The organism is Stappia indica (genome assembly GCF_001696535.1).
GTDB lineage: Bacteria > Pseudomonadota > Alphaproteobacteria > Rhizobiales > Stappiaceae > Stappia > Stappia indica.
This window is the reverse complement of record NZ_MBQE01000001.1, coordinates 492,915-517,743: the sequence shown is the minus strand read 5'-3', so window position 1 is coordinate 517,743 and position 24,829 is coordinate 492,915. Positions and strand designations below refer to the sequence as shown.

Below are 24,829 nucleotides of genomic sequence, written 5' to 3'. Positions count from 1 at the left end.
GGCGGCACAGAGTTGCAGCAAAGAGGCGGGCACGACTCTCCATGACGCCGGATAATGAGTCAGACGGCAGCCACGTGCAAGAGGCACGAGCACTGTCGGCCGCTGCTCTCGGGAATGTGATCGGCAGCATTGCGGACCTTCGGAGCGCTTGCAGTGCCACTCTGCTGGCTCATCCGTTGCGACGTTATCTGTGGCCTCGCCACGCTGCCGCGTGTATAACGCCCGGCACCCGTCGCCCACGCAACATATGATCGGGCGAGCGGGGACAGACGAAACACGCAACCGGAGCGGATGCCTGCAGGCACAAGATCTTGCCGAAGGTCGTTTATACGGAGTTGGAACAATGGCGCAGAACTGGACACCGGATAGCTGGCGGTCGATGCCGATCGTGCAGGTGCCCGAGTATCGCGACGCGGACGCGCTCGCGGAAGTGGAGCGCCGCCTGTCCGACTTTCCGCCGCTCGTTTTTGCAGGTGAGGCGAGGAAGCTGAAGGCCCAGCTCGCCGAAGTGGCCGAAGGTCGCGGATTCCTGCTGCAGGGCGGCGATTGTGCGGAGAGCTTTGCGGAGCACCACGCGGACCACATCCGCGACTTCTTCCGCGTCTTCCTGCAGATGGCCGTCGTGCTCACCTATGCCTCGGCGCAGCCGGTGGTGAAGGTCGGCCGCATCGCCGGCCAGTTCGCCAAGCCGCGCTCCTCGCCGATGGAGAAGCAGGGCGACGTGGAGCTGCCGAGCTACCGCGGCGATATCGTCAACGACATCGCCTTCACGCCGGAATCCCGTGAGCCGGATCCGCAGCGCCAGGTCATGGCCTACCGCCAGTCGGCCGCGACGCTGAACCTGCTGCGCGCCTTCGCGCAGGGCGGTTTCGCCAATCTCGACCACGTGCATCGCTGGATGCTGTCCTTCGTCAAGGATAGCCCGCAGAGCCATCGCTACCAGGTGCTCGCCGACCGGATCTCGGAGAGCCTGGAGTTCATGCGCGCCTGCGGCATCGACCCGGACAGCGCGCCGCAGCTGCGCTCGACCGATTTCTTCACCAGCCACGAAGCCCTTCTGCTGGGCTACGAGCAGGCGATGACCCGCGTCGACAGCACCTCCGGCGACTGGTACGCGACCTCCGGCCACATGCTGTGGATCGGCGACCGCACCCGCCAGCCGGACCATGCGCATGTCGAGTTCTTCCGCGGCATCAAGAACCCGATCGGCCTGAAATGCGGCCCGAGCCTGAAGGCCGACGAGCTGCTGCAGCTGATTGACACGCTGAACCCGGCCAACGAGGCCGGCCGCTTGACGCTGATCTGCCGCTTCGGCGCGGACAAGGTGTTCGAGCACCTGCCGCAGCTGGTGCGCGCCGTGGAGCGCGAGGGCCGGAAGGTGGTGTGGTCGTGCGATCCCATGCATGGCAACACGATCACCGCCGGTGGTTACAAGACGCGTCCGTTCGACCGCATCATGCGGGAGGTCGAGGCCTTCTTCGCGGTGCACCGGGCGGAAGGCAGCTACGCGGGCGGCATCCATGTGGAGATGACCGGCAAGAACGTCACCGAGTGCACGGGCGGTGCCCGGGCGCTGACGGCCGAGGATCTCGCCGACCGCTACCACACCTATTGCGACCCGCGGCTCAATGCCGAGCAGGCGATCGAGCTCGCCTTCATGGTGGCCGAGAACGTCCGCAAGGAGCGCGACCAGCGGGGCAGCCCGGAGCGCGAGGCGGCCATCGCCTGAGCCGCCGCGCTTTGACGCAAGCACTTCAGCGCCGCCGGCCTTGCCGGCGGCGTTTTTCGTTTTTTCGCGCTGCAGTCCGGCAGCGGTAGCTTTCCCGAAAGGTGTCGCGCGGTATGTGTCGCGCGCGCCGGGCGCAGGTCGACCGGCAGTCAACCGGCAACCAAGCGGTCCGGTCGAAATTGACGTAAGGAAATCTTTCCGTCTTTCGCATATTTGTAAGTATGAGCCAATCGGGAGGGGACCGAACGGCATGGTACTCGATCTTTCAGCAGTGTCGGTGCTGGTCATCGACGACAACTCTCATATGCGAAGTCTTTTCAGGGCGATCCTGGGCGGCTTCGGCATCCGGCGGATCTCGGACGCATCGGACGGTGCCGACGGGCTGGCGGCCACGCTCGAGCGAAAGCCCGACGTCGTCATCTGCGACTGGGTGATGTCGCCGCTCAACGGCGCCGAATTCCTGTCGATCCTGCGCGGCGACACCGATGCGGGCGTCGCCACCACGCCGGTGATCATGGTGAGCGCGGATGCGCGCAAGCCGGTGGTGCTCAAGGCGGTGGAGCTCGGCATTCACGAATTCCTGGCAAAGCCGGTCTCGCCGGCGATGCTCTACCAGCGCCTGCAACGGGTCCTGACGGAGCACAGGCCGTTCGTGCGGGCGGTGGACCGGCTGCGGCCGGCGCCGAGGGGCAGCTTCGAGCCGTCGGCAATGCCGGCGCCGGAAGTGGCGGCCGCAGCGCTCAAGCAGCAAGGCGCGGCCGGCGGGCAGGGCACCGTGTACCTCTAACCTTTCGACCCGGCATCCCACCGGGCGGCAACGTGTGCTCCGCGGCACGCCCATGCGTTCTCGCCGATTGCGCAAGCGCAAGGGCCGGGCTACACCCATTTTCATGAGCGCGACACCGACCGAATCCTCCGTGAAAACCGGCTCTTCCGGCCCCGCCGACAGGCTGCGGCTGGCGGTGGCCCAGATGAACCCGACCGTCGGCGATGTGGAGGGAAACCTCGCGCTGGCGCGCCGCGCCCGTGCGCAGGCCGCGGCCGCCGGGGCAGACCTCGTGCTGTTGTCGGAGCTGTTCCTGTCCGGCTATCCGCCGGAGGATCTGGTGCTGAAGCCGGCCTTCGTCACGGCGTGCCGCGCTGCGCTGGACGAACTGGTGGCGGACACCGCCGACGGCGGGCCGGGCGTGGTGATCGGTCTGCCCTGGCGCGACGGCGACAAGCTGCACAATGCGGTGGCGCTGGTCGACGGCGGACGCATCGAGGGCGTGCGGTTCAAATACGATCTGCCCAACTACGGCGAGTTCGACGAAAAGCGCGTGTTCCAGGCAGGTCCCTTGCCGGGGCCGGTCGGCTTTCGCGGCATCCGCCTCGGCCTGCCGGTCTGCGAGGATGCGTGGACCGAGGAAGTCTGCGAGTGCCTGGAGGAGACCGGCGCGGAGCTGCTGCTGGTGCCGAACGGCTCTCCCTTCTATGCCGGCAAGCCGGAGGTGCGTCTGCAGGTGATGGTGCAGCGCGTGGTCGAGACGGGCCTGCCGCTGGTCTATTGCAACCAGCTCGGCGGCCAGGACGAACTGGTGTTCGACGGCGCGTCCTTCGCGCTGCAGGCCGACCGGCGCCTTGCGTTCCAGATGGGCGAGTTCGTCGAGGAGATCGCGATCACCGACTGGCGCCGCGATGCGGACGATGGCTGGGTCTGCGAGAGCGGGCCGAAGGCCGATCTGCCGGATATCGATGCTGCGCGCTGGCAGGCCTGCGTCCTCGGCTTCCGGGACTATGTGAACAAGAACCGCTTTCCGGGCGTGGTGCTGGGCATGTCCGGCGGCATCGACAGCGCGGTGGTGGCGGCGATGGCGGTGGATGCGCTGGGGGGCGACAAGGTCCACTGCGTGATGCTGCCCTATCGCTACACCTCGACGGAGAGCCTCGTGGATGCCGAAGCCTGCGCCAAGGCGCTCGGCGTGCGCTACGACACGGTGGCGATCGCCCCGGCGGTGGAGGGCTTTTCGGAGGGGCTTTCGGGCCTGTTCGCCGGCACCGACAGCGGCGTGACGGAAGAGAACCTGCAGTCGCGCGCGCGCGGCACGATCCTGATGGCGATCTCCAACAAGTTCGGCTCGATGGTCGCGACCACGGGCAACAAGTCGGAAATGTCGGTCGGCTATGCGACGCTCTACGGCGACATGAACGGCGGCTTCAACCCGATCAAGGATCTCTACAAGACGCAGGTCTATCGGCTCGCCGCCTGGCGCAACGCCAACCGTCCGGGTGGCCTGCTCGGTCCCGAGGGCGAGGTGATCCCGGTCAACATCATCGACAAGGTGCCGACCGCGGAGCTGCGCGAGAACCAAACGGACCAGGATTCGCTGCCGCCCTATGACGTGCTCGACGACATTCTCGAATGTCTGGTGGAGAACGAGATGTCGGTGGGCGATATCGAGGCGCGCGGCCATGACCGCGAGCTGATCCACCGCATCGAGCACCTGCTCTACATCGCCGAATACAAGCGCCGGCAGTCGGCGCCGGGCGTCAAGATCACCCGCAAGAATTTCGGCCGCGACCGCCGCTACCCGATCACCAACCGCTTCCGCGACCGCAGCTAGGCCGCGTCTTTCAGTGGTAGCCAAGCCCGGCCGGGCTGCTGCGGCTCCCGCCACACGAGCCCTCGCGCGAGGGATCATGCGTCTCGACAGGCTTCGCCTTATCGCCATCCTGGCCGCCGGCCAGATCGTCGGTTGGGGGACGACCTTCGACATGCCCGGCGTGCTGGGTCGACAGATCGCCGCCGAGCTCGGCATGTCGAATGCGCTCGCCTTCGGCGGGTTGACGGCGATGATGCTGCTGGGTGGGTTCGCCGGCCCCTGGACCGGGCGGCTGATCGAGCGGCATGGCGCTGCACGGGTGCTCGCAGCGGGAGCTGCGACCATGTCGGCGGGGCTTCTCGCTATGAGCCTGGCGCAGGGTGTCGTGCTCTACTACGCCGCCTGGCTGGTGATGGGGATCGGCGGCGCGCTCGGCCTGACCGTGCCGTGCAATGCGGCGGTGGTCGAGCGGGAAGGGGCGGGCGCCCGGCGCTCCATCGGCATCCTGATGATCTTCACCGGCCTGTCGGCTGCCGTCGCCTGGCCGTTGTGGTCCCTGCTGGAAGGGGCGATCGGCTGGCGCATGGCGATGCTGGCGGCGGCCGCAACCCAACTCGTGCTTTGCCCGCTCTATCTCTTCGCCCTGCCGACGCCGCGCGACGAGGACGGAGGCGCCGCGCGCGCCGCGGCCGCCGCTGTCGAGCCCTTGCGGCTGACGCAGGCGCAGGCGCGCCTTGCCTTCCTGCTGATTGCGCTGGTCTCCATCGTCTTCAGTCTGGTCACCACGGGGCTGGCGCCGTCGCTGATCGCCCTGCTGCAGATGTCGGGTGCCTCGCCGGCTCTGGCGCTGGAACTCGGCGCGCTGCGCTCGGTGCTGGGTATCACGGCGCGGCTCGCGGATATCCTGGCGGGGCGGTTCGCAACGCCGTTGACCTCGGGGCTCATCGCCGCCGCGCTGCTGGTGGGCTCGCCCCTGCTGCTGCTCCTCGCCGACGGAAAGGCTTCGCTGCTTTATCTCTTCATCGCGTTCTACGGCTTCGGGTCGGGCATTTCGGCGCTGACCCGGGCGCTGCTGCCGCTCAGCTTCTTTTCGGCAAGCCGCTATGCGCGCGCGGCGGCCAACCTGTCGCTGCCGAGCAATATCGCAATGGCGGCAGGCCCGCTGCTGGTGACGATGGTGCTGGACAGCGCCGGTGTCGCGGGCGTCGTCGTCTATGCCTCGGGGCTGGCGATGCTGGCGCTGGCGGCGCTCGTGTGCCTTGCCGTTCTGGCGTGGAGGCGTCCGGCCGAGCCCGCCCGCGTGTGACCAGGCAGGCCTTGTCGAAAAGGACTATCCCTTTCGCCGGACAAGAAGTTTCTCTATCCTGACGGCTCTTTCCTGGTCCTGCGACCGGTGCCGCCGGCCTGCGCTCCATCCGATCGACTTGTGCGGTTCGCCGCGCTCCGTTCCGCGTCCGGCTCCGGCTTGCCGCGGGCGGGCCTCGCGAACCTGCGGACTTTCCACCTTTGCCGCGGATAGCTGCCATGTCCTTCTTCACCTTCCTGTGCGACAACCTCCGCTGGCTCGGCGCCGGACTGCTGCTGACCTTCTTTTCCAGCTTCGGGCAGACCTATTTCATCTCGCTTGTGGCGGGAGACCTGAGGGCCGAGTTCGGGCTGAGCCACGGCGCGTTCGGCGGGCTCTACATGGCCGCCACCCTGTGCTCCGCGCTGTCGCTGACCTTCGTCGGCAAGGTGGTCGACACGTTTCCGCTGGCGCTGGTTGCCGGCGGCGTGGTGGCGGGGCTCGCGCTGTTTACCGCCGGCATGGCCAGCGTCTCCTCGGTCGCGATGCTGTTCGTCGTGCTCTACGGCTTGCGGCTGTTCGGCCAGGGCATGATGACCCATGTGGCGATGACCGCTATGGGCCGCTGGTACGACGCGCAGCGCGGGCGCGCGGTCTCCATCGCCTCGCTCGGCATCCAGTGCGGTGAGGCCAGCCTGCCGCTGGTCTTCGTGACGCTGGCCGGCCTGCTGGGCTGGCGCGGCACGTGGTGGCTCGGCGTTGCCGTGCTGGTGCTGGTGGCGCTGCCGGCGCTGCTTCTGCTGCTGAAGGTCGAGCGGGTGCCGCGCGGCACCATCCACACGGACGAGCGCCCGGTGGCGCAGCGGCAATGGACCCGCGCCGAGGTGCTGCGCGATCCGGCCTACTGGATCATTTCGGCCGGCACGCTGGCGCCGCCCTTCATCGGGACGACGATCTTCTTCCATCAGGTCTATCTGGTGGAGCTGCGCGGCTGGTCGATGGAACTGTTCGCCTCGGCCTTCATGGCCATGTCGGCGATGACGATCAGCTGCGCGCTGCTGGCCGGTTATCTGGTGGACAAGGTGACGGCGCTGCGGCTGCTGCCGACCTTCCTGCTGCCGCTGGGGCTTGCCTGTGTGCTGCTGGGCTCCGTCACGCATCCCTTCGCGGCCTTCGGCTTCATGGCGCTGCTCGGCATCAGCTACGGGTTCAGCTCGACCCTGTTCGGCGCCCTGTGGCCGGAGATCTACGGCGCGCAGCATCTCGGCTCGATCCGCTCCGTGACGGTGGCGATGATGGTCTTCGCCTCCGCGCTGGGGCCGGGCCTCACCGGCTATCTGATCGACGCCGGCGTGCCGTATTCGCTGCAGGTCTATGCCATGGCGCTCTACTGCCTGCTGGCGGCACTGGCGCTGACGCTGGTGTCGCGCCATGTGCGCCAGCGACAGGCGGAGGGCAGCGTTGCGAGGGACCCGGCTTCCGGCTAAGAGGTGGCCATGACCGTCACCGTTCGCTTCGCCCCGTCGCCCACGGGCTTCCTGCATATCGGCAATGCCCGTCCGGCGCTGATCAACTGGCTCTTCGCGCTGCGCCGCGAGGGGCGCTTCATCCTGCGCTACGACGATACCGACAAGGAGCGCTCGACCGACGAGTTCGCCTCTGCAATCGCGGAGGATCTCGGCTGGCTCGGCATCGCCCCGCATGAGAGCTTCCGCCAGTCGGACCGGCTGCCGCTCTACGATGCGGCGGCCGAAAAGCTCAAGGCGGCCGGGCTGCTCTATCCCTGCTACGAGACGTCGGACGAGCTGGAGCGGCGGCGCGCCAGGGCGCGCGCGCTCGGACGCCCGCCGGTCTACGACCGGGCCGCGCTGAAGCTTAGTGACGAGGAGCGGGCGCGGCTGGAGGCCGAGGGGCGGCGGCCGCACTGGCGCTTCCTGCTGCCGAACCATGACGGCGATCCTTTCGTCACGCGGCGCGTGGAGCGCAGCTGGGACGACCTGTGCCGCGGGGCGCAGAGCATCGACCTTGCCTCGTTGTCGGATCCGGTGCTGGTGCGCGAGGACGGCAGCTATCTCTACACGCTGCCTTCCATCGTCGACGATATCGCCGCCGGGGTGACCCATGTCATCCGCGGCGAGGACCATGTGGCCAATACCGGCGTGCAGATCGCTATCTTCGAGGCGCTGGATGCGGTCCCGCCGGTCTTCGGGCACCACAATCTGCTGACGACGGTGTCCGGCGAGGGCCTGTCGAAGCGCAAGGGCGCGCTGTCGCTGCGTTCGCTGCGCGAGGACGGGTTCGAGCCGATGGCGGTTGCCTCGCTCGCGGTTCTCACCGGCACCAGCCACGCGGTGGAGCCGGCGGAGAGCCTGCAACAGTTGGCCGAGGGTTTCGATCTCGCCGACGTGTCGCGCTCGTCGGCGAAGTTCGATCCGCAGGAGCTGCGGCCGCTGAACGCGAAGCTGGTGCACAGCCTGCCATATGCGGACGTTGCCGAGCGTCTGTCGGGCCTTGGCATCGCCGAGACGCATCCGGGAGGCGAGGCCTTCTGGCTGGCGGTGCGGGAGAACTGCGAGACGGTGGCGGACGCCGCGCGCTGGTGGCGGGCGGTGACTTCACCGCAGCCGCTGCGGGTTGCCGAGGATGACGCGGCGTTCCTGCGTGAGGCGGCGGAGCTGCTTCCGCCCGAGCCCTACGACGAGACGACCTGGGGTGCCTGGACAGGCGCGCTGAAGGAACGGACCGGCCGCAAGGGGCGGGCGCTGTTCCTGCCGCTGCGCAAGGCGCTGACTGGCGAAGAGCACGGGCCGGACATGAAGGCGTTGCTGCCGCTTATTGGGCAACGAAATAGCGCGGCCCGACTATCCTGACATTGCGTTCCGCCCGCGGCTCCGTGGAGCCTTCCCCGCTGGTCGCGGCAAGCGGCGTATCAGTCGTGGCGGGGGCTTCCGCCTTCTGGCGCTGGGGCGAGCCGAGCACCGGCAGAGACGGTCCCTGGCGCACGGGCGAATAGCCGAGCTCCATGTTGGTGCGCGTGTCCGGGTCCTGCAATTGCAGGGTCTCGATGGCGTCCTGCGCATCGTCGGCGCCCACGCCGTCGGGAGCAACGCCGCTGCGCAGTTCCTGTGCCACGCCAGTCTCCATACCCACATCGCGCAGGTAGCCGGCGGCCTCGTCGTCACCGCTGCGGATCAGGCTCGCCATGGTCCGGCGGTCGGCGCTCGGCTGGCAGCCGCATCCTTCCACATAGGCAACACGGAACCGGTTGGCGTTCGGGAGGTCGCCATAGGGCATGCCTGTGACAGAGACGAGGTTTTCGACCGTCTCGCCCGGATTGCGATGGACGAAGAGCTCGGCCTCCGCGCCGGGGCACATGGAACGGCACACGGCGGCGTCGCGGCCGAAGCCTTCCTCACCCGTCGCGAAGCTGACAGGGAAGAAGAAGCCGTCGCACATGCGCACGCACATGGTCCGGTAGGTCGGGCCGGACGGACGGCGCGCGATGGCGGCGCCGTCGCCGGAGCTGAAGCGCACGGTCGAGCGGGCACGGGGCTCGGTCCGCTCCGGCTCCACGGCGACCTGATGCGTCACCGCGTCGTTGCCGCGTCCGATGCCGAACAGGGACAGGAAGCCGCCGCCGGAGGGCGGGGCAGAACGGATGCCGGAGTTCACGGGCGCGCGCGCCTCGCGAGGGGCATCGCAGTTCTGACGGGCGATCGCCTTGCGCAGGGCCGCCTCGCGGCCATTGCTGCGGCTTCCGGCATGGCGGGACCGCTGGCGGTCGATCTTGGCCAGATTGGCGCGCATGCTCTCGATCTTCGGGCCCAGCCCCTTGCAGGACGGGGCGCCGGCGCCTCCGGAACAGCCGAGATGGCGGAAATCGCGTTCGGCAAGGCCCAGCGCACGGGACTGGGCGCGGTGCGCCTCGTCCCACTTGGCATATTCGGGCGAGCGCGAGCCGCCGGCCGAGATCTGCTGCAGTTCGGCGCGCAGGGCAGAGCAGCTGGCTGCAACGGCCGGGCCGCCGACGGCAAGGATCAGGCCCGCAGCCGCGAGGCCGCGCAGCAGTCCTTTTCCGATACCGTACACCAGTGACATCGATGCGATCCGCTTGCGCAAAAGAGGATGGTCCTGACCGCGGTCAGGCCTCAACGGGGCCGACTATGGCGTCAGGTCGCGGCGCGGCACAAGGAAATGCTAGATTTTTAGTAAACTCGCACCTAACCCTCGGCGGGCGCATCCGGCCCGTCGAGCTCCGCGCTCAATTCCATCGCGCGCCGGGCCAATTGCTCCAACACCCGGTCGAACACTTCCCGGTCGACGGGGGCTATGGGCGCGATCAGAGCCTCGATGAAGCGGTGTGCCTCCGGGACAAGCTTGCGATAGGCGCCCATACCCTTTTCGGTGAGCTGGAGAAAGCTCTCGCGCATGTCGCGGGTGTTCGCGGTCCGCTGGAGGAAATCGCGATGTTCAAGGCTGGCCACGGCGCGCGAGACCTTCGTCTTGTGCATGTGGCTGTGCTCGCCGATGTCCTTGGCGGTCATCGTGCCGAACTGGCCGAGGGTTGCCATGATCCGCCACTCCGGCACGCTGATCGCATAGCGACGCCGGTAGATGCCGGCCAGCGACTGGCTGACGGTTTCGGCAAGCACATTGAGCCGATAAGGGAGAAACCCCTCCAGCTCGAGAGGCCCGTGATCGTTGCTCATGAAATGCTCGCTTTTGGCTGTCGCCGGGCGACAGAGATGCCCGGACGGCAGCGGCAATAATCGCATGTATCGTTTCAATTCTAACCATTGCCGCGAGCCCGGCAAGGTGCGACATCGAGTTCCGACGGATTGCCTTGCAGCGAAAGGCTCGGCGTGCCAGTCAGGCGGGGGGCAACGCGACCAGTTTCACAACAGGATGACCGGCAGGATGGCGAAGACGGCAGGACGGACGCAAACCGCTCAGGTATCCGACAAGACGGCCGGTGCGACGCCGAAACCGCAAAGCCCGGCACTGGTATGGACCGTGCTCAACCATGTGCTGCTGCTGCCGCTGGCCGGTGCGTTCCTGCCGATGGGACTGTTTCACGCCGGGGTACAGGACGCCCAGGGCATGCTTGCCGCCGGCGTCCTGGCCGTGCTCGTCGTCGCGACCCATGGCCTGTGCTGGCGGATGGCGGCGAAGGCCGGCGAGCGCTGGATTGCCGGCGCCAATCTCTTGCTCGGCCTGCTGAGCCTCGGCGCACTGGCGCTCTCGTCGACGCCGTCCCCGCTTGTCGCGGCCGTTCATCTGGGCAAGCTGTTCATCTGAGGCTGCGGGCGTCGCGCTTGCGCGGCTTCGGACCGCGACCCATATGCGGATCGAACAGACCGGGAGACCGAGACGATGAAATCCTTTCTGCGTGCCGCCGTTCTTGCCTTCGCCAGCATGGCGGCGCTGGCGCAGCCGGCCCTGTCGGCCGACGAGCCCGACCTGATCTTCAAGAAGTCGACGGTCTGGAAGTTCCTGACGCCGGACCACAAGCTGGCGACCTATGCGGTCGACGACCCGCTGGTCGAGGGCGTGGCCTGTCACTTCACGGTGCCGGAAAAGGGGGGCGTGTCGGGCTGGCTCGGCGTTGCCGAGGAAGTGTCCGACATCTCGCTCGCCTGCCGCCAGGTGGGGCCGGTGACCTTCAAGGAGAAGTTCGAGCAGGGCGAGGAGATGTTCCGCCAGCGCCGCTCCTTCCTGTTCAAGAAGATGCGGATCGTCCGAGGCTGCGACGCCAAGCGCAACGTGCTGGTCTATCTCGTCTATTCCGACAAGATCATCGAAGGCAGCCCGAAGAACTCGACCTCGACCGTGCCGATCATGCCCTGGGGCGAGGCGGATGCGCCGCGCTGTGCGGACTGGCTGGACGACTGATCGTCCCGGCCTTTTGGACATGCGAAACGCGCGCGGCCCCGTTCGGTGCCGCGCCGCCTCTCAATCGACGCTGCTTGTTTCCAGTTTCTTGCCGCTGCTTCCGCGTGCCATCGCCTCCGGCGGGCAGAAGTGCTTCTGCAGCAGCGCCAGTACGTCCTGGGCGATCTCGCTATCCAGGCTGTAATAGATCGTCGTTCCCTCGCGCCGGGTCCGCACGAGTCCTTGCGCCCTGAGCAGGGCGAGCTGCTGCGAGACGGTCGGCATGCGCATGCCGGTGAGATCGGCAAGCTGTCCGACATTGGTTTCGCCGTTGGCCATGTGGCACAACAGCATGAGGCGCGGCGCGGAGGCGAGCATCTTGAGAAAGCTCGCCGCGTCCTCGGCCTTCCCCTGAAGCGCATCAATCATTTCTGTCCTTCCCGAATGCCGTGGGCGCATGGCGAGATCCCGATTTCCCGCCTGCACAACACACCGGCCTCGAGCCGCAACGGAGCGACGCTCTCCTGTGGGAGAGCGCTGACCGTCTGCAATTCGAAGTCGCGGCATTAGAGTGGAACAATTCTTTCCGCGCAAGATATCAGCGATTGCTAAAAGTCGAACTCTGAGCCGGAGAGTTAACATTGCAGCCGATTTCGCCGCTTCTGCACACCGAATGGGCATTGAAGGCGAGGGTTTCGTGGCTGCGCGCGCCGAAGTCCGTGGCAAAAACGAATCCCGCAACGGGAGCCAGCATCAGCGCGCCGAACAGGGATGCGGCAACGAGCTGGCGGATGAGGGCGCCACGGGCGCGGGGAGAGCGGGTCGAGAAGGTCGTCTGCATGGCACGGGCTCCGATACGCTGGGCCTTGAACTGTGCCGATCATGCAATGTCGCGCGTGAACCCGTGCTGAGACGCGCCTTTATGTGCCGTTCAGAATGGTAAAGGCGCCGCCCTTGCGAGGCGGCGCCCTTAATGTTTGTGCGGGCGAGGGGCCCTCAGAGATTGGCGGGCCGCAGCCGGGCGATCGCCTTGGCCAGCACCTTGTCTCGATCGTAGATGTCGCGGCGGAAATGCACCGAGCCGTCCTTGTTCACCCAGGCGGTCAGATAGGTGAGGTGAACCGGCATCGGCTTCGACAGCTTGATCACCCGCCGCTCTCCGCTGTTGCGAACCGCCTCCAGCTTGTCCTTCGTCCACCCGTCGGAGCCGAGCAGCGCCTGGCCGAGGTCGAACGGATCCTCGGCGCGGATGCAGCCGTGGCTGAACGAGCGCTGGGCCCGGTCGAACAGCGACTTCGACGGCGTGTCGTGGATGTAGATGTTGAACTTGTTCGGGAACATGAATTTGATGCGGCCGAGCGCGTTGCCCTCGCCCGGATCCTGGCGCAGCGTGAAGGGGAAGGTGGAGCGGCTGTAGGAGCCCCAGGCGACCGACCACGGGTCGATCTCGCGATTGCCGGAGAAGACGCGGATGTTCTTCGCCAGCAGCGAACCGGGATCGCGCTGGAGCATCGGCAGATACTCGGTCGTGGCGATGGAGTAGGGCACCGTCCAGTAGGGGTTCACCTCCGCATAGGTCATCTCGTCGGAGAAGACCGGAGTGGCGTGATACGGCTTGCCGACCACCACGCGGGTCGTGTGGACGGTCTTGTCGTCCTCCACCACCTTCAGGTTCTGGTCCGCCAGGTTGACGAAGACGTAGCGCGGGCCGAGATCGTCCGGCATCCAGCGCCGGCGCTCCATGTTCAGCTCCATCTGATCGATGCGCGTGGAGATCGGCACGTTGATCTCGGCAAGAGTGTTCTTGCCGATGACGCCGTCTACCTCCAGGCCGTGCCGCTCCTGGAACAGCTTCACCGCCTCGACCAGCGCGCCGTCGTAGACGTCGCCCGAATGGCTGCCGGGGGTGAAGAGGTCCTGCTGGGCCAGACGTGTACGCAGCACTTCCGCCCGGGTGTCGGTCATGCCCGGCTTCAGCGTCTCGCCCTCGGGAACAACGGTGAAGCCGCCGGCGGCCTCCTTGGCGCGGTAGTCGGCAAGTGCCGTCTTCAGCCGCGCATAGTTGGGCGTGTTGGGCGACAGGCCGTCGATGGCGGAGGCGAAGTCCTCGGAGGTGTCGACGAACTCCAGCAGGACGGCCGGGTCCGGCGCCTTGGGGAAGAGGTTCAGCGAGCGGTTGACCTCGTTGGGCTTCACCCGGCCCGCCGTGAGATGGTTGGCATAGGTGACGAAGGTGTTGGAGATCGCGACTTCCAGCTGCGCGAGGCCGTCGGTATCCGTGGCGGCACTCGCCAGCTGGCGCAGCCGGTCGGGGGCATAGTCGGCAGGATCGAGCGCGTGGTCGCCGGCCTTCTCGAACGCCGAGATCAGCAACTCGCCATGGGGATTGAGCCCCTGGTCGCTGACCCAGAGCGGCTGGTACACCCGGTTTTCGTAATAGCCCTGGATGCCGAGCTCCAGCTCTTCCTCGTCGCCCGCATTGGCGGAGGCGTTCAGCATCACGGTCGTGTTCACCGACAGCTCGCGGGCAATCGCCATGGCGAGCGGATCGGTCGGCAGATGCGCTTCTCCCACCTGCACGCTGTCCATCGGAGCGCTTTCGACCGGCATCGCCGATTGCGCGAACGCAGGCACGGCCGTACCCGACAGCAGAACGGCAAGGGCGAGGGCCGGGACCACACCGGCGATGCGCGCGACCGCAGCCGGCCGACGGTCCGGCTTACAGTCCGGCTTACAGGCGAAAGGGCTCATGATTTTCTCCCACAAATGACCTCCATCATACGGTGGAGCCTAAGCCCTAATATGACGGAGTCTCCTCAAGGCCAGTGTGATGCAGGACACGCGGCGAACGCCAGCGAAAAGCCGCTGCGACGCGCGGCAAACCGCCTTTTGCCGCTTGACCAAGCCAGGCAAACGGGTCAGAACACTTGCCATGTGCACGGCCCATCGGAAGACCATTTCGATTCTCATTATTTGCAGCTAGCGACAAAGCTGGCTGTGGCCGTTCCCCTCATGCGTGAAGCTCTCCGGCAAGGGAGATGAGACGGACGCCCCGGCCAGCCGGCCAGGAGACGACCGATCATGCTTTCCGCTCATCGATTGAAACTGACCAACACGCTGACCCGGGCGAAGGAAGACTTCGAGCCTGAGGATGCCGGGAACGTGCGCATGTATGTGTGCGGGCCGACGGTCTACGACTATGCCCATATCGGCAACGCCCGGCCGGTCGTCGTGTTCGACGTGCTGTTCCGCCTGCTGCGCCATCTCTACGGTCAGGATCACGTCACCTATGTTCGGAACATCACCGACGTGGACGACAAGATCAACGCGCGTGCCCTGCGCGACTATCCCGACCTCCCGCTCAACGATGCGATCGCGAAGGTAACGGGCAAGACGGCGGATCAGTTCCATGCGGACGTGAAGGCGCTGGGCTGCCTGTCGCCGACGCATGAGCCGCGCGCCACCGCCCATATCGGCGGAATGATCGAGATGATCGGCACGCTGATCGCCAAGGGCCATGCCTACGAGGCGGAAGGCGAGGTGTTGTTCGATACCGGCTCGATGCCGGCCTATGGCGAACTCTCCAAGCGCAATCTGGAAGACCAGAAGGCCGGCGCGCGGATCGCGGTCGACGCCCACAAGAAGAACCCCGGCGACTTCGTGCTATGGAAGCTCTCGTCCGCCGAGGAGCCGGGCTGGGACAGCCCGTGGGGGCGCGGGCGCCCGGGCTGGCATATCGAGTGCTCGGTGATGAGTGCTCATCACCTGGGAGCCGTCTTCGACATTCACGGCGGCGGGCTCGACCTGATCTTCCCGCATCACGAGAACGAGATCGCCCAGTCCTGCTGCGCCCATGGCACCAAGCTGATGGCGCGCTACTGGTTGCACAACGGCTTCCTGCAGGTGGAAGGCGAGAAGATGTCGAAGTCGCTCGGCAACTTCATCACCCTGCATGACCTGCTGGAGACCGAGAAGGTGGGCGGTCGTCGCTGGCCGGGCATGGCCATCCGGCTCGTCCTCCTGATGACGCAGTATCGCCAGCCGCTCGACTTCACCGAGAAGGCGCTGGAAGAGGCCGAAGGGCTGCTGCAGCGCTGGGACGATCTGATCAACCGTGCGGGCGTGCATCCGTCGGCGGATGCGCAGCCGCCGGAAGCGCTGGTGGAAGCGCTGTGCGACGACCTCAACACGCCGCGGGCCATTGCCGCGCTGCACGGGCTTGCCCGCGAGGCTCGCGGCGGAGATGCGGCCGCAGCGCAGGTGCTCGCCGATGCGCTGGGCTTCCTCGGCTTCGACCTTGCCGAGATCCGCGCGGCCGTCGAGGCGGTCCAGGAAGCGGCTGCCGATCCCGAATTGATGGCGAAGGTGGACGCGCGCATCGCCGAGCGCCTTGCCTTCATCGAAGCGAAGGACTGGGGAAAGGCCGACCGCATCCGCGCGGAACTGGCGGACGCCGGCGTCGTGCTGAAGGACGGCAAGGACCCAGCAACCGGCAAGCGCGTGACGACCTGGGAGCTGGCGCAGTGATCATGACGGCTCGTTCGGTGCTCCCCGGCAGCGCCTCGCGCCATTCTCCCCCCTTGAGGGGGAGATGCCGGCAAAGCCGGCAGAGGGGGGGTAGGGGGTTCTACGATTGCACGCACGGGTTTTGAGGGAAGTTCTGTCACCCCCCTCTGTCTCCTGCGGAGACATCTCCCCCTCAAGGGGGGAGAGTGGGACTCGCGGCGACGTCCCGGCGAGATAACCCGGGGTGTTGTTTTGCGGCAGCATGAGGGACGGTCCTGAAAGATGCCGCATCACGAGGTCGCCAAAGCACTGCGCGGTAACGCCAAGTCACTTCGCCGGGACATGACCGAGGCGGAGAGAAAGCTCTGGCGCGCATTGCGGGGACATCGCCTCGAGGGAATTTCCTTTCGTCGCCAGATGCCAATCGCTGGCTATATCGTCGATTTCGCGGCCCCGGCTCACCGCCTTGTCGTCGAACTGGATGGTTCCCAGCATGGGGAGGCTCGTGAAGCACGTGCCGACCGGTTGCGAGACGAAACGCTTGCCGGGCTGGGATGGAAGGTTCTGCGGTTCTGGAATCCAGATGTCATGACGGAGCTCGATGGGGTTTGCATGAAGATCCTGGAAGTATGCGCGGAGGAGAAAGCAAATGACTGATCCGATAGTTCATACCGGCGGATGCCAGTGCGGGGCGATCCGCTTCCGTGTCGAGGGGGCGCTGGGCAATGCCTCGATCTGCCATTGCCGCATGTGCCAGAAGGCCTTCGGCGGGTTCTATGCGCCGTTGGTGGCGGTCGAGCGCCCGCAACTCACCTGGACGCGTGGGGAGCCGGCGCGCTTCCGCTCCTCCAACCACGTGACCCGCGGCTTCTGTCCGTCCTGCGGGACGCCGCTCACCTATGAGGAGCCGGGCGACAAGCTGGCGCTGGCGATCGGTGCCTTCGACCATCCGGAAGAGATTGCCCCGACGATCCAGTTCGGCGTGGAGGCGAAGCTGCCCTATGTCGACACCGTCTCGGCGCTGCCCGAACGCGACACGCTGGACGACCTCGAGGCGGCCTCGTTCCTCGCCTCCATCCGCTCCAACCAGCATCCCGACCAGGAAACGGAGAGCTGGCCGCCCGACGAGTGGCCACAGGATGCCTGGACGAACACTCCCTCTCACCTGCCAGCCAGGAAGACCTGACCGGCACAGCCGGATCCCATCCACGAACGACCGGCCGCAAAGGCCGGCGACCCCAAGGACCAGACCATGACACGCGAACGCCTCTACCTGTTCGACACGACGCTGCGCGATGGAGCGCAGACGGCCGGCATCGACTTCTCGGTGGAGGAGAAGATCGTGATTGCGGAGCTGCTGGACCGCTTGGGCGTCGACTATGTGGAGGGCGGCTATCCCGGCGCCAATCCGACGGACACGGCCTTCTTCGAGGCGAAGCGCACGACGGCGGCGACCTTCACCGCCTTCGGCATGACCAAGCGGGCCGGGCGCTCGGCGGCGAACGACCCCGGCCTGCAGATGGTTCTCGGCTCGGCGGCGGAGGCCGTGTGCCTTGTCGCCAAGAGCTGGGACTATCATGTCCGCGTGGCGCTGGGCTGCACCAACGAGGAGAACCTTGAGTCGATCCGCGACAGCGTCGAGGCGGTAGTGGAGAGCGGCCGCGAAGCGATGATCGACTGCGAGCATTTCTTCGACGGCTACAAGGCGAACCCGGACTATGCCCTGACCTGTGCGAAAACCGCTTATGAGGCCGGCGCGCGCTGGGTGGTGCTGTGCGACACCAATGGCGGTACGTTGCCCTCCGAGGTCATGGAGATCGTCGGGAAGGTCACCGCGCATGTGCCCGGCGCGCATCTGGGCATTCACGCCCATGACGACACGGGGCACGCGGTCGCCAACTCGCTGGCGGCCGTTGCGGCCGGCGTGCGCCAGATCCAGGGCACGCTCAACGGCATCGGCGAGCGCTGCGGCAACGCCAACCTGATCACGCTCGTCCCGACCCTGATGCTCAAGTCGCCCTACAAGGACCGCTTCGAGCTGGGCGTGAGTGCCGAGGCGCTGGCCGATATCACGCCGATCTCGCGCGCCTTTGACGAGATCATCAACCGCTCGCCGGACCGGCACGCGCCCTATGTCGGCGAGAACGCCTTTGCCACCAAGGCCGGCATCCATGCCTCGGCGATCCTGAAGGAGCCGGAGACCTACGAGCATGTGCCGCCGGAGACTGTCGGCAACCGGCGCCGGGTTCTGGTGTCCGACCAGGCCGGCAAGTCGAACCTGATCGGCGAGCTGGCGCGGCTCGGCATCGCCGTCGACAAGGCCGACCCGCGGCTCGACACACTGCTGGCGGACGTCAAGGAGCGCGAGGCGCAGGGCTATGCCTATGAGGCGGCGGATGCCTCGTTCGAGCTGCTGGCGCGCCGCAGGCTCGGCGAGGTGCCGCGCTATTTCGACGTGCATTCGTTCCGAGTGATGGTCGAGCGCCGCTTCAACGCCATCGGCGAGCTGGTCACCGTGTCCGAGGCGGTGGTGAAGATCGACATCGACGGCGAGACGCACATGTCGGTGGGAGAGGGCAACGGCCCGGTCAACGCGCTGGACACGGCCCTGCGCAAGGACCTGGGGCGCTTCCAGTCGGTCATCGACGAGATGGAACTGACCGACTTCAAGGTGCGTATCCTCAACGGGGGCACGGATGCCGTCACGCGCGTGCTGATCGAGAGCTACAACAAGAGGACGCACAAACGCTGGTTCACGATCGGCGTTTCGGGCAATATCGTCGATGCGTCGTTTCAGGCGCTCATCGATTCCCACACCTATACGCTGCTGAAGGCCGGGCTCTGACGGGCAGCCTCGCAGCCCAGCGGACCACGCGATCATGACCTCCCAACCGACAGCCGCGGCGGCCGATGCCGAGCGGCGCCTCGGACTTGCCTTCGCCCTCTCGGCTTTCCTGCTGTGGGGCTTCCTTCCGGCCTATTACAAGTGGACCGCGGCGATCCCGGCGGATCTGGTGGTCGCCCACCGGATCCTCTGGTCGGTGATGTTCCTGGCGATCTTCCTGGGGCTGCGCGGCAAGCTGGGCGAGGTGGGGGCGATCCTGCGTGATCCGGCGACGCTGTCCAAGCTGGCGCTGTCGGCGACGGTGATCTCAATCAACTGGCTGGTGTTCATCTGGGCGGTGGAGCGCGGCCGTATCCTGGAGGTCAGCTTCGGCTATTTCGCCAATCCGCTGGTTTCGGTCGCCATCGGGCTTGTCGTGCTCAAGGAGACGCTGAGCCGCTGGCAGACGGTGGCCATCGTGCTGGCGAGCATCGCCGTTGCGGTCCAGGCGATCGCGCTCGGCGGGTTCCCCTGGGTTTCCATGGCGCTGGCCTTCTCCTTCGGCACCTACGGTTACTTGCGCAAGACGGTGGCAGTGGGGGCCTCGCCCGGCCTGATGGTCGAGGCGATCGTGCTGGCACCCTTTGCCCTGGCCTATCTCGTCTATGCCGGTGTTTCCGGCGGGAGCGAGGCAATGGCGGACGTGTGGCCCATCGACCGGCCGGGCCTGTTCTTGCTGCTGCTGGGCACCGGCGTGGTGACGGCCGTGCCTCTGGCGCTGTTCGCGGCCGGCGCAAGGCGGCTGTCTCTGACCGCAGTAGGGCTGATGCAGTATATCGCGCCGAGCATCCAGTTCCTGCTGGCGCTCTATGTGTATGGCGAGGAGGTGGAGCCGGTGCGGCTGGCGACCTTCGGCCTGATCTGGATCTCGCTGGCAATCTTCACCACCGATACGCTGATCCGGCACGAGCGCTCGCGCGGCTGAAGAAAAGCCGTGCCGTCGCTTGCCCGGCGGCACGGGGAGGGATAGAAGGCATTCATCGGTAAATTACGATGAATGGGCATCCCATGCAGAGCCGAACCGCCACGCGGCTTTCTCACGAAGCGGCGCACCCGCCGTCCGCCGCCCTCGAGGGCGAGCGGCTGGCCCGCATCTTCAAGGCCCTGTCGCATCCGGTGCGGGTGGAGATCGTCTCCTCGCTTGCCGCATGTTCGGGCGCTGTCTGCGGCGATATCGTGCGCGGCCTTCCGCTCGCCCAATCCACCGTCTCGCAGCATCTCGCCATCCTGCGCGAGGCCGGCCTGATCGAGGCGGAGGAGAGCGGCCGCTGCTGCCACTATCGCCTCACTGCCGGTGCACGGGTGCTGGTCGAAGGCGCCGTGTGCGAACTCTTCGCCGCGCATTGCCGCGGCGAGGCAGTGCGGACGGACGAGGGCACTGCACGCATGGACGCCTGTCGAAAGGACACGGAATGACAAGCCGCCGCTCAGGCGTTCCCGGCCCCGCGCCCCGCATCTCGGCGGACGAGGTCTCGACCTTCCGCACCCTCGGCCAGTTGTGGCCGTATATCTGGCCGTCCGACCGTCCCGACCTCAAGGCCCGTGTCGGCCTTGCCGTTATGGCGCTGGTGGTGGCGAAGATCGTCACGGTGCTCTCGCCCTATTTCTTCAAGTGGGCGACGGATGCGCTGACCCTGCAGCAGGGCGATGCGTCGGCTGCCGGCGGCACGCTCGGCCTCGACGTGCTGCCCGCGTGGCTGGTGGCGCCGGTGATGCTGGTCATTGCCTACAATGTCGCGCGGGTGCTGTTCGTCGGCTTCAACCAGCTGCGCGATGCGCTGTTCGCCCGCGTCGGCCAGCATGCGGTGCGCCAGCTGGCGTTCCTGACCTTCCGCCACCTGCATGCGTTGTCGCTGCGCTTCCATCTGGCCCGGCGCACGGGCGGCCTGTCGCGGGTGATCGAGCGCGGCGTGAAGGGCATCGAGAACATCGTCCGCTTCACGATCCTCAACGGCATTCCGACCGTGATGGAATTCGGCGTGATGGCGGCGGTGATCTGGTACCAGTTCGGCTGGATCTACGTTGCCGTCGTCGCGGTGATGATCGTTGCCTACACCTGGTTCACGGTGCAGACCTCGAACTGGCGCATCACCATCCGCCGCGAGATGAACGACAATGACACCGAGGCGAATTCCAAGGCCATCGACAGCCTGCTGAACTTCGAGACGGTGAAGTATTTCGGCAACGAGCAGATGGAGGCGGAGCGCTTCGACCGCTCGATGGCCGGCTACGAGCGCGCTGCCACCCGCACCTGGACGTCGCTGGCCTGGCTCAACTTCGGCCAGGCGGTGATCCTTGGCGTCGCCACGGCGATCTGCATGGTGATGTCGGCCCGGGCCGTGATGGCCGGCACCCAGACCCTCGGCGACTTCGTGATGATCAACGCGCTGCTGCTGCAGCTGTCGATCCCGCTGAACTTCATCGGCTTCCTCTACCGGGAAATCCGGCAGGGGCTCACCGATCTGGAGGCGATGTTCCAGCTGCTCGGCCAGCCGGCCGAGATCACCGACCGGCCGGGCGCTGCGCCGCTCGCCGTGCAAGGCGGCACCGTGCGCTTCGAGGACGTCACCTTCCACTACGATGCCGACCGGCCGATCCTGCGCGGTATCGCCTTCGAGGTTCCGGCCGGGCGCACGGTCGCCATCGTCGGACCGTCGGGGGCGGGCAAGTCGACCATCTCACGGCTGCTGTTTCGCTTCTACGACGTCACCGGCGGGCGCATCACCATCGACGGGCAGGACGTGCGCGACGTGACGCAGGAGAGCCTGCGCCGGGCGACCGGCATGGTTCCGCAGGACACGGTGCTGTTCAACGACACGGTCGCCTACAACATCCGCTACGGCCGCCCGGAGGCGAGCGAGGCGGAGGTGCACGAAGCGGCGCGCATGGCCCAGATCGCCGACTTCATCGAGGCGTTGCCGGAGGGCTATCGCACCGAAGTGGGCGAGCGCGGGCTGAAGCTGTCGGGCGGCGAGAAGCAGCGTGTGGCGATTGCCCGCACTATCCTCAAGGCGCCGCCGATCCTGATCCTGGACGAGGCGACCTCGGCGCTGGATACCCACACGGAACGGGAAATCCAGGCGGCGCTCGACCAGGTCTCGCGCAACCGCACGACGCTGGTCATCGCCCACCGCCTGTCGACCGTGGTCAATGCCGACGAGATCCTGGTGCTGGAGAAGGGCCGGATCGTCGAGCGTGGCCGGCATCAGGACCTCCTGGCCAGGGACGGGCTCTATGCCTCCATGTGGGCGCGCCAGCAGGAGGCGAGCGAGGCGGAGGAACGGCTGCGCGCCGCCACTGCCGATGGTGAAGGCTTCGTCGTGCGCGGGCCGCGTGCGGGCGAGGAGACGCCTGCCGAATAGGGGGACGAAAGACCTCTTGCCGGGCGCAAGATGCCGGCATGGATTGATTTTGCGACCCGCTCCGGTGCAAAAGGGGCGGGTTCGCCTTGTCTGCGGAACCTCTCGTTCCGCGACCGGCCGCCATAAACGGAACCGTCCATGTCGCTGACCGATACGATCACCAAGACCTTCGTCCCCATCCATCGCGAGGGCTGGCCCTTTGTTGCCGCCGCCGGTGCGGCGACGCTGATCATCGGGTGGTTCGTCACCCCGCTGTTCTGGATCGGCCTGATCCTGACGGCCTGGGTCGCCTATTTCTTCCGCGATCCGCAGCGCGTCACGCCGATAGACGACGATCTCGTCATCTCGCCCGCCGACGGGACGGTCTGCCAGGTGGGGCAGGCGGTGCCGCCGCCGGAGCTCGACCTCGGCAGCGCGCCGATGATGCGCGTCTGCATCTTCATGAATGTCTTCAACTGCCACGTGAACCGCGCTCCCTATGGGGGGCGCATCACCCGCGTCGCCTATCGCGCCGGCAGCTTCCTCAACGCCGAATCCGACAAGGCGAGCGAGGAGAATGAGCGCAACGGCCTCGTCATCGAGAGCGGCGAGACCCGCATCGGCGTGGTGCAGATCGCAGGCCTCGTCGCGCGGCGCATCGTCTGCTTCGTGCGCGAAGGCGAGAACATCGGTGCGGGCGAGCGGTTCGGCCTGATTCGCTTCGGCTCGCGGCTCGACGTCTACCTGCCCGAAGAGGCGAGCGTGAAGGTCGCCGTCGGCCAGACGATGGTCGGCGGCGAGACCGTGGTGGCGGAACTCACCGGCGAGACGCGCGGCAGCGTGCTCACGCGCGTCAGCTGATCGAGGTACGGATGACCGGACCCTTCGCCCCCTACGACCCAGGCCCGACGCGCCGCCGGCGCGGCCGCGCCCCGCGTTTTCGCCGGGTGCCGCTGCGCTTGATCCTGCCGAACCTGGTGACGCTGCTGGCGCTGTGCTCCGGTCTCACCGCCATCCGCATGGCGCTGGAATCGCGCTGGGACTATGCCATCGGCGCCATCGTCATCGCGGCGGTGCTGGACGCGCTGGACGGGCGGGTGGCGCGCCTGCTCAAGGGCACGTCGAAATTCGGAGCCGAGCTCGATTCCCTCGCCGATTTCGTCAATTTCGGCGTTGCGCCGGCGCTTATCCTCTATTCCTGGCTGCTGCAGGAAGTGCGCTCGATCGGCTGGATCGCGGCGCTGATCTTCGCGATCTCGGCGGCGCTCCGGCTTGCCCGCTTCAACGTGTCGATAGACGACCCGAACAAGCCGGCCTGGGCGGTCAACTTCTTTACCGGAGTGCCGGCACCGGCGGGTGCCCTGAGCGTGCTCTTCCCGGTCTATCTAGAGTTCGTCGGTATCCTGCCGCACTGGCCGGAGCTGGCGCCGGCGGTCGCGCTCTATGTGGTTGCCATCGCGTTGCTGATGGTCAGCCGCCTGCCGACCTTCTCGGGCAAGAAGCTCGGCACGCGCGTGCGCCGCGACCTCGTGCTGCCGCTCTTCGTGGCGGCTGTGTTCCTGGTGGCGTTGCTGGCGAGCTATCCGTTCGAGATGCTGGCCCTCGGCGCGGCTGCCTATCTGGTGTCGATTCCCTTCGCCTGGCATTGGTACGAGCGGTATCGCAAGGCCGATCCGGAGACCGACGAGCCGGACGAGACGGCTCTGGGTGCCGAGGACGAGGACACCGACCTCGACCACCTGAGCGAGGACGACAAGCACGACGCCCCGTAAACCGCGGTGTCTTCGGCTTTCCGGCAAGGCGTATCGCCTCACGAAAAAGCCCTGCGTCATGGACGCAGGGCTTTTTGTTTGGCCGTCGCTCGAAGTGGGCGGAAGCTTACGAAGACACCTGCACGAAGTCGCGCAGCTCCTTCGACGGGAAGTCGAACAGCTTGCCGTTGGCGGTGTTGTCCGGCGCCACGAAGTCGAGCAGGGACGCTGCCACCTCGGACGGATGCGGCAGGGTCTGCGGATCCTCGCCCGGCATCGCCTCGGCCCGCATCGCGGTGCGGGTGGCGCCGGGGTTGACCAGCATGCCGGTGATCCGCGTCTGCGCCGTCTCGGCGACGTAGGTGCGCACCAGGGCTTCCAGTGCGGCCTTCGAGACCGAATAGGGGCCCCAGAACGCCTTGCACTTGTGGGCGGCGCCGGAAGACAGGAACAGCACGCGGCCGGCATCCGACTGGCGCAGCAAGGGATCGAGCGAGCGGATCAGTCGCCAGTTGGCGGTGACGTTGATCGCCATCACCTTGTCCCAGATGCGCGGGGCGACATGCCCGAGCGGTGACAGGCCGCCGAGAATGCCTGCATTGCCGATAAGGACGTCGAGCTTGCCCCACCGCTCGTGGATGGCCGCACCCAGCCGGTCGAGGGCGTCGTAGTCCGTCAGGTCGACCGGAACCAGCGTCGCCTGTCCGCCTTCCGAGCGGATCTCGTCGTCGAGTTCCTCCAGGCCGCCGACCGTGCGGGCGAGCGCAATGACATGCGCTCCCTCGGCCGCCAGCGCCTTGGCAGTGAAATAGCCGATGCCGCGGGAGGCGCCGGTGACGACGGCAACCCGTCCCTCGAAGCGTTTCGTCATGTCCTGTCC

Annotated in this window: 23 protein-coding genes; 17 read left to right on the top strand and 6 right to left on the bottom strand. The window is 66.9% G+C overall.

Annotated elements, in window-relative coordinates; all coding sequences use genetic code 11:
* The first annotated feature begins 343 nt into the window (after window positions 1–343).
* From BBX35_RS02345 to gltX, 6 genes are all read left to right on the top strand, one after another.
* Window positions 344–1,729, top strand: a complete 1,386-nt coding sequence (locus BBX35_RS02345; RefSeq protein ID WP_067215575.1) for a class II 3-deoxy-7-phosphoheptulonate synthase — start codon at window positions 344–346, stop codon at window positions 1,727–1,729.
* 250 nt (window positions 1,730–1,979) lie between these two features.
* Window positions 1,980–2,516 (top strand): response regulator, encoded by a 537-nt coding sequence (locus tag BBX35_RS23545; RefSeq protein ID WP_067215572.1) that lies wholly within the window; start codon window positions 1,980–1,982, stop codon window positions 2,514–2,516.
* Between the two features lie 103 nt (window positions 2,517–2,619).
* Entirely contained in the window at window positions 2,620–4,332 is a 1,713-nt protein-coding gene (locus BBX35_RS02335) for an NAD+ synthase (protein WP_083205974.1), read from the top strand.
* A gap of 76 nt (window positions 4,333–4,408) precedes the next feature.
* Window positions 4,409–5,617: an MFS transporter gene (locus BBX35_RS02330; RefSeq protein WP_067215570.1), complete on the top strand. Its 1,209-nt coding sequence runs from the start codon at window positions 4,409–4,411 to the stop codon at window positions 5,615–5,617.
* Window positions 5,618–5,835: 218 nt separating this feature from the next.
* Window positions 5,836–7,083 carry an MFS transporter gene (locus tag BBX35_RS02325; protein ID WP_067215567.1) on the top strand — a complete coding sequence of 416 codons (1,248 nt, stop codon included), beginning with the start codon at window positions 5,836–5,838 and terminating at the stop codon, window positions 7,081–7,083.
* Between the two features lie 9 nt (window positions 7,084–7,092).
* Window positions 7,093–8,466 (top strand): glutamate--tRNA ligase, encoded by a 1,374-nt coding sequence (gene gltX / locus BBX35_RS02320; RefSeq protein ID WP_067215565.1) that lies wholly within the window; start codon window positions 7,093–7,095, stop codon window positions 8,464–8,466.
* On the opposite strand, the gene BBX35_RS02315 is transcribed toward gltX, so the two are convergent.
* Together BBX35_RS02315 and BBX35_RS02310 are read right to left on the bottom strand one after the other, a co-directional pair.
* Window positions 8,429–9,694, bottom strand: a complete 1,266-nt coding sequence (locus BBX35_RS02315) for a DUF2865 domain-containing protein (RefSeq protein WP_141687800.1) — start codon at window positions 9,692–9,694, stop codon at window positions 8,429–8,431. The two genes, gltX and BBX35_RS02315, sit on opposite strands and share 38 nt — an antisense overlap.
* A 122-nt stretch (window positions 9,695–9,816) precedes the next feature.
* Window positions 9,817–10,305 carry a MarR family winged helix-turn-helix transcriptional regulator gene (locus tag BBX35_RS02310; protein ID WP_067215560.1) on the bottom strand — a complete coding sequence of 163 codons (489 nt, stop codon included), beginning with the start codon at window positions 10,303–10,305 and terminating at the stop codon, window positions 9,817–9,819.
* A gap of 208 nt (window positions 10,306–10,513) precedes the next feature.
* Here BBX35_RS02310 and BBX35_RS02305 point away from each other — a divergent pair, with 208 nt between their 5' ends.
* Together BBX35_RS02305 and BBX35_RS02300 are read left to right on the top strand one after the other, a co-directional pair.
* Window positions 10,514–10,894 carry a hypothetical protein gene (locus tag BBX35_RS02305; protein WP_067215557.1) on the top strand — a complete coding sequence of 127 codons (381 nt, stop codon included), beginning with the start codon at window positions 10,514–10,516 and terminating at the stop codon, window positions 10,892–10,894.
* 117 nt (window positions 10,895–11,011) lie between these two features.
* On the top strand, window positions 11,012–11,488 hold the full coding sequence (locus tag BBX35_RS02300; protein WP_088946051.1) for a CreA family protein: 477 nt from the start codon (window positions 11,012–11,014) through the stop codon (window positions 11,486–11,488).
* Window positions 11,489–11,548: 60 nt separating this feature from the next.
* Here BBX35_RS02300 and BBX35_RS02295 read toward each other — a convergent pair whose 3' ends face one another.
* The 3 genes from BBX35_RS02295 to BBX35_RS02285 form a co-directional block, all read right to left on the bottom strand.
* Window positions 11,549–11,896 carry an ArsR/SmtB family transcription factor gene (locus tag BBX35_RS02295; protein ID WP_067215554.1) on the bottom strand — a complete coding sequence of 116 codons (348 nt, stop codon included), beginning with the start codon at window positions 11,894–11,896 and terminating at the stop codon, window positions 11,549–11,551.
* Between the two features lie 169 nt (window positions 11,897–12,065).
* On the bottom strand, window positions 12,066–12,308 hold the full coding sequence (locus BBX35_RS02290; RefSeq protein ID WP_067215551.1) for a hypothetical protein: 243 nt from the start codon (window positions 12,306–12,308) through the stop codon (window positions 12,066–12,068).
* 155 nt (window positions 12,309–12,463) lie between these two features.
* A complete protein-coding gene (locus tag BBX35_RS02285; RefSeq protein WP_083205973.1) occupies window positions 12,464–14,218 on the bottom strand; it encodes a L,D-transpeptidase family protein in 1,755 nt (584 codons plus the stop codon).
* A 330-nt stretch (window positions 14,219–14,548) separates the two neighbouring features.
* Here BBX35_RS02285 and cysS point away from each other — a divergent pair, with 330 nt between their 5' ends.
* The 9 genes from cysS (at window position 14,549) to pssA (ending at window position 23,970) form a co-directional block, all read left to right on the top strand.
* Window positions 14,549–15,994 (top strand): cysteine--tRNA ligase, encoded by a 1,446-nt coding sequence (gene cysS / locus BBX35_RS02280; protein ID WP_067215548.1) that lies wholly within the window; start codon window positions 14,549–14,551, stop codon window positions 15,992–15,994.
* 261 nt (window positions 15,995–16,255) lie between these two features.
* Window positions 16,256–16,630: an endonuclease domain-containing protein gene (locus tag BBX35_RS02275; protein ID WP_067215546.1), complete on the top strand. Its 375-nt coding sequence runs from the start codon at window positions 16,256–16,258 to the stop codon at window positions 16,628–16,630.
* On the top strand, window positions 16,623–17,159 hold the full coding sequence (locus BBX35_RS02270; RefSeq protein WP_067215543.1) for a GFA family protein: 537 nt from the start codon (window positions 16,623–16,625) through the stop codon (window positions 17,157–17,159). The genes BBX35_RS02275 and BBX35_RS02270 overlap by 8 nt, the downstream gene beginning before the upstream one ends.
* Before the next feature lie 66 nt (window positions 17,160–17,225).
* Complete coding sequence (cimA, locus tag BBX35_RS02265; protein WP_067215541.1) at window positions 17,226–18,818, top strand: citramalate synthase; 1,593 nt, start codon at window positions 17,226–17,228, stop codon at window positions 18,816–18,818.
* A 34-nt stretch (window positions 18,819–18,852) separates the two neighbouring features.
* On the top strand, window positions 18,853–19,782 hold the full coding sequence (gene rarD / locus BBX35_RS02260; protein WP_067215538.1) for an EamA family transporter RarD: 930 nt from the start codon (window positions 18,853–18,855) through the stop codon (window positions 19,780–19,782).
* Between the two features lie 83 nt (window positions 19,783–19,865).
* Window positions 19,866–20,273 (top strand): ArsR/SmtB family transcription factor, encoded by a 408-nt coding sequence (locus tag BBX35_RS02255; RefSeq protein WP_083206099.1) that lies wholly within the window; start codon window positions 19,866–19,868, stop codon window positions 20,271–20,273.
* On the top strand, window positions 20,270–22,219 hold the full coding sequence (locus BBX35_RS02250) for an ABCB family ABC transporter ATP-binding protein/permease (protein ID WP_067215533.1): 1,950 nt from the start codon (window positions 20,270–20,272) through the stop codon (window positions 22,217–22,219). The genes BBX35_RS02255 and BBX35_RS02250 overlap by 4 nt, the downstream gene beginning before the upstream one ends.
* A 138-nt stretch (window positions 22,220–22,357) precedes the next feature.
* Window positions 22,358–23,059 carry a phosphatidylserine decarboxylase gene (locus tag BBX35_RS02245; RefSeq protein ID WP_067215530.1) on the top strand — a complete coding sequence of 234 codons (702 nt, stop codon included), beginning with the start codon at window positions 22,358–22,360 and terminating at the stop codon, window positions 23,057–23,059.
* Between the two features lie 11 nt (window positions 23,060–23,070).
* Entirely contained in the window at window positions 23,071–23,970 is a 900-nt protein-coding gene (pssA, locus tag BBX35_RS02240) for a CDP-diacylglycerol--serine O-phosphatidyltransferase (protein ID WP_067215527.1), read from the top strand.
* 106 nt (window positions 23,971–24,076) lie between these two features.
* Here the strand turns inward: pssA and BBX35_RS02235 are convergent, their stop codons facing one another.
* Window positions 24,077–24,820, bottom strand: coding sequence for an SDR family NAD(P)-dependent oxidoreductase (locus tag BBX35_RS02235; protein ID WP_067215525.1), 744 nt, complete (start codon window positions 24,818–24,820; stop codon window positions 24,077–24,079).
* Window positions 24,821–24,829 lie beyond the last annotated feature (9 nt).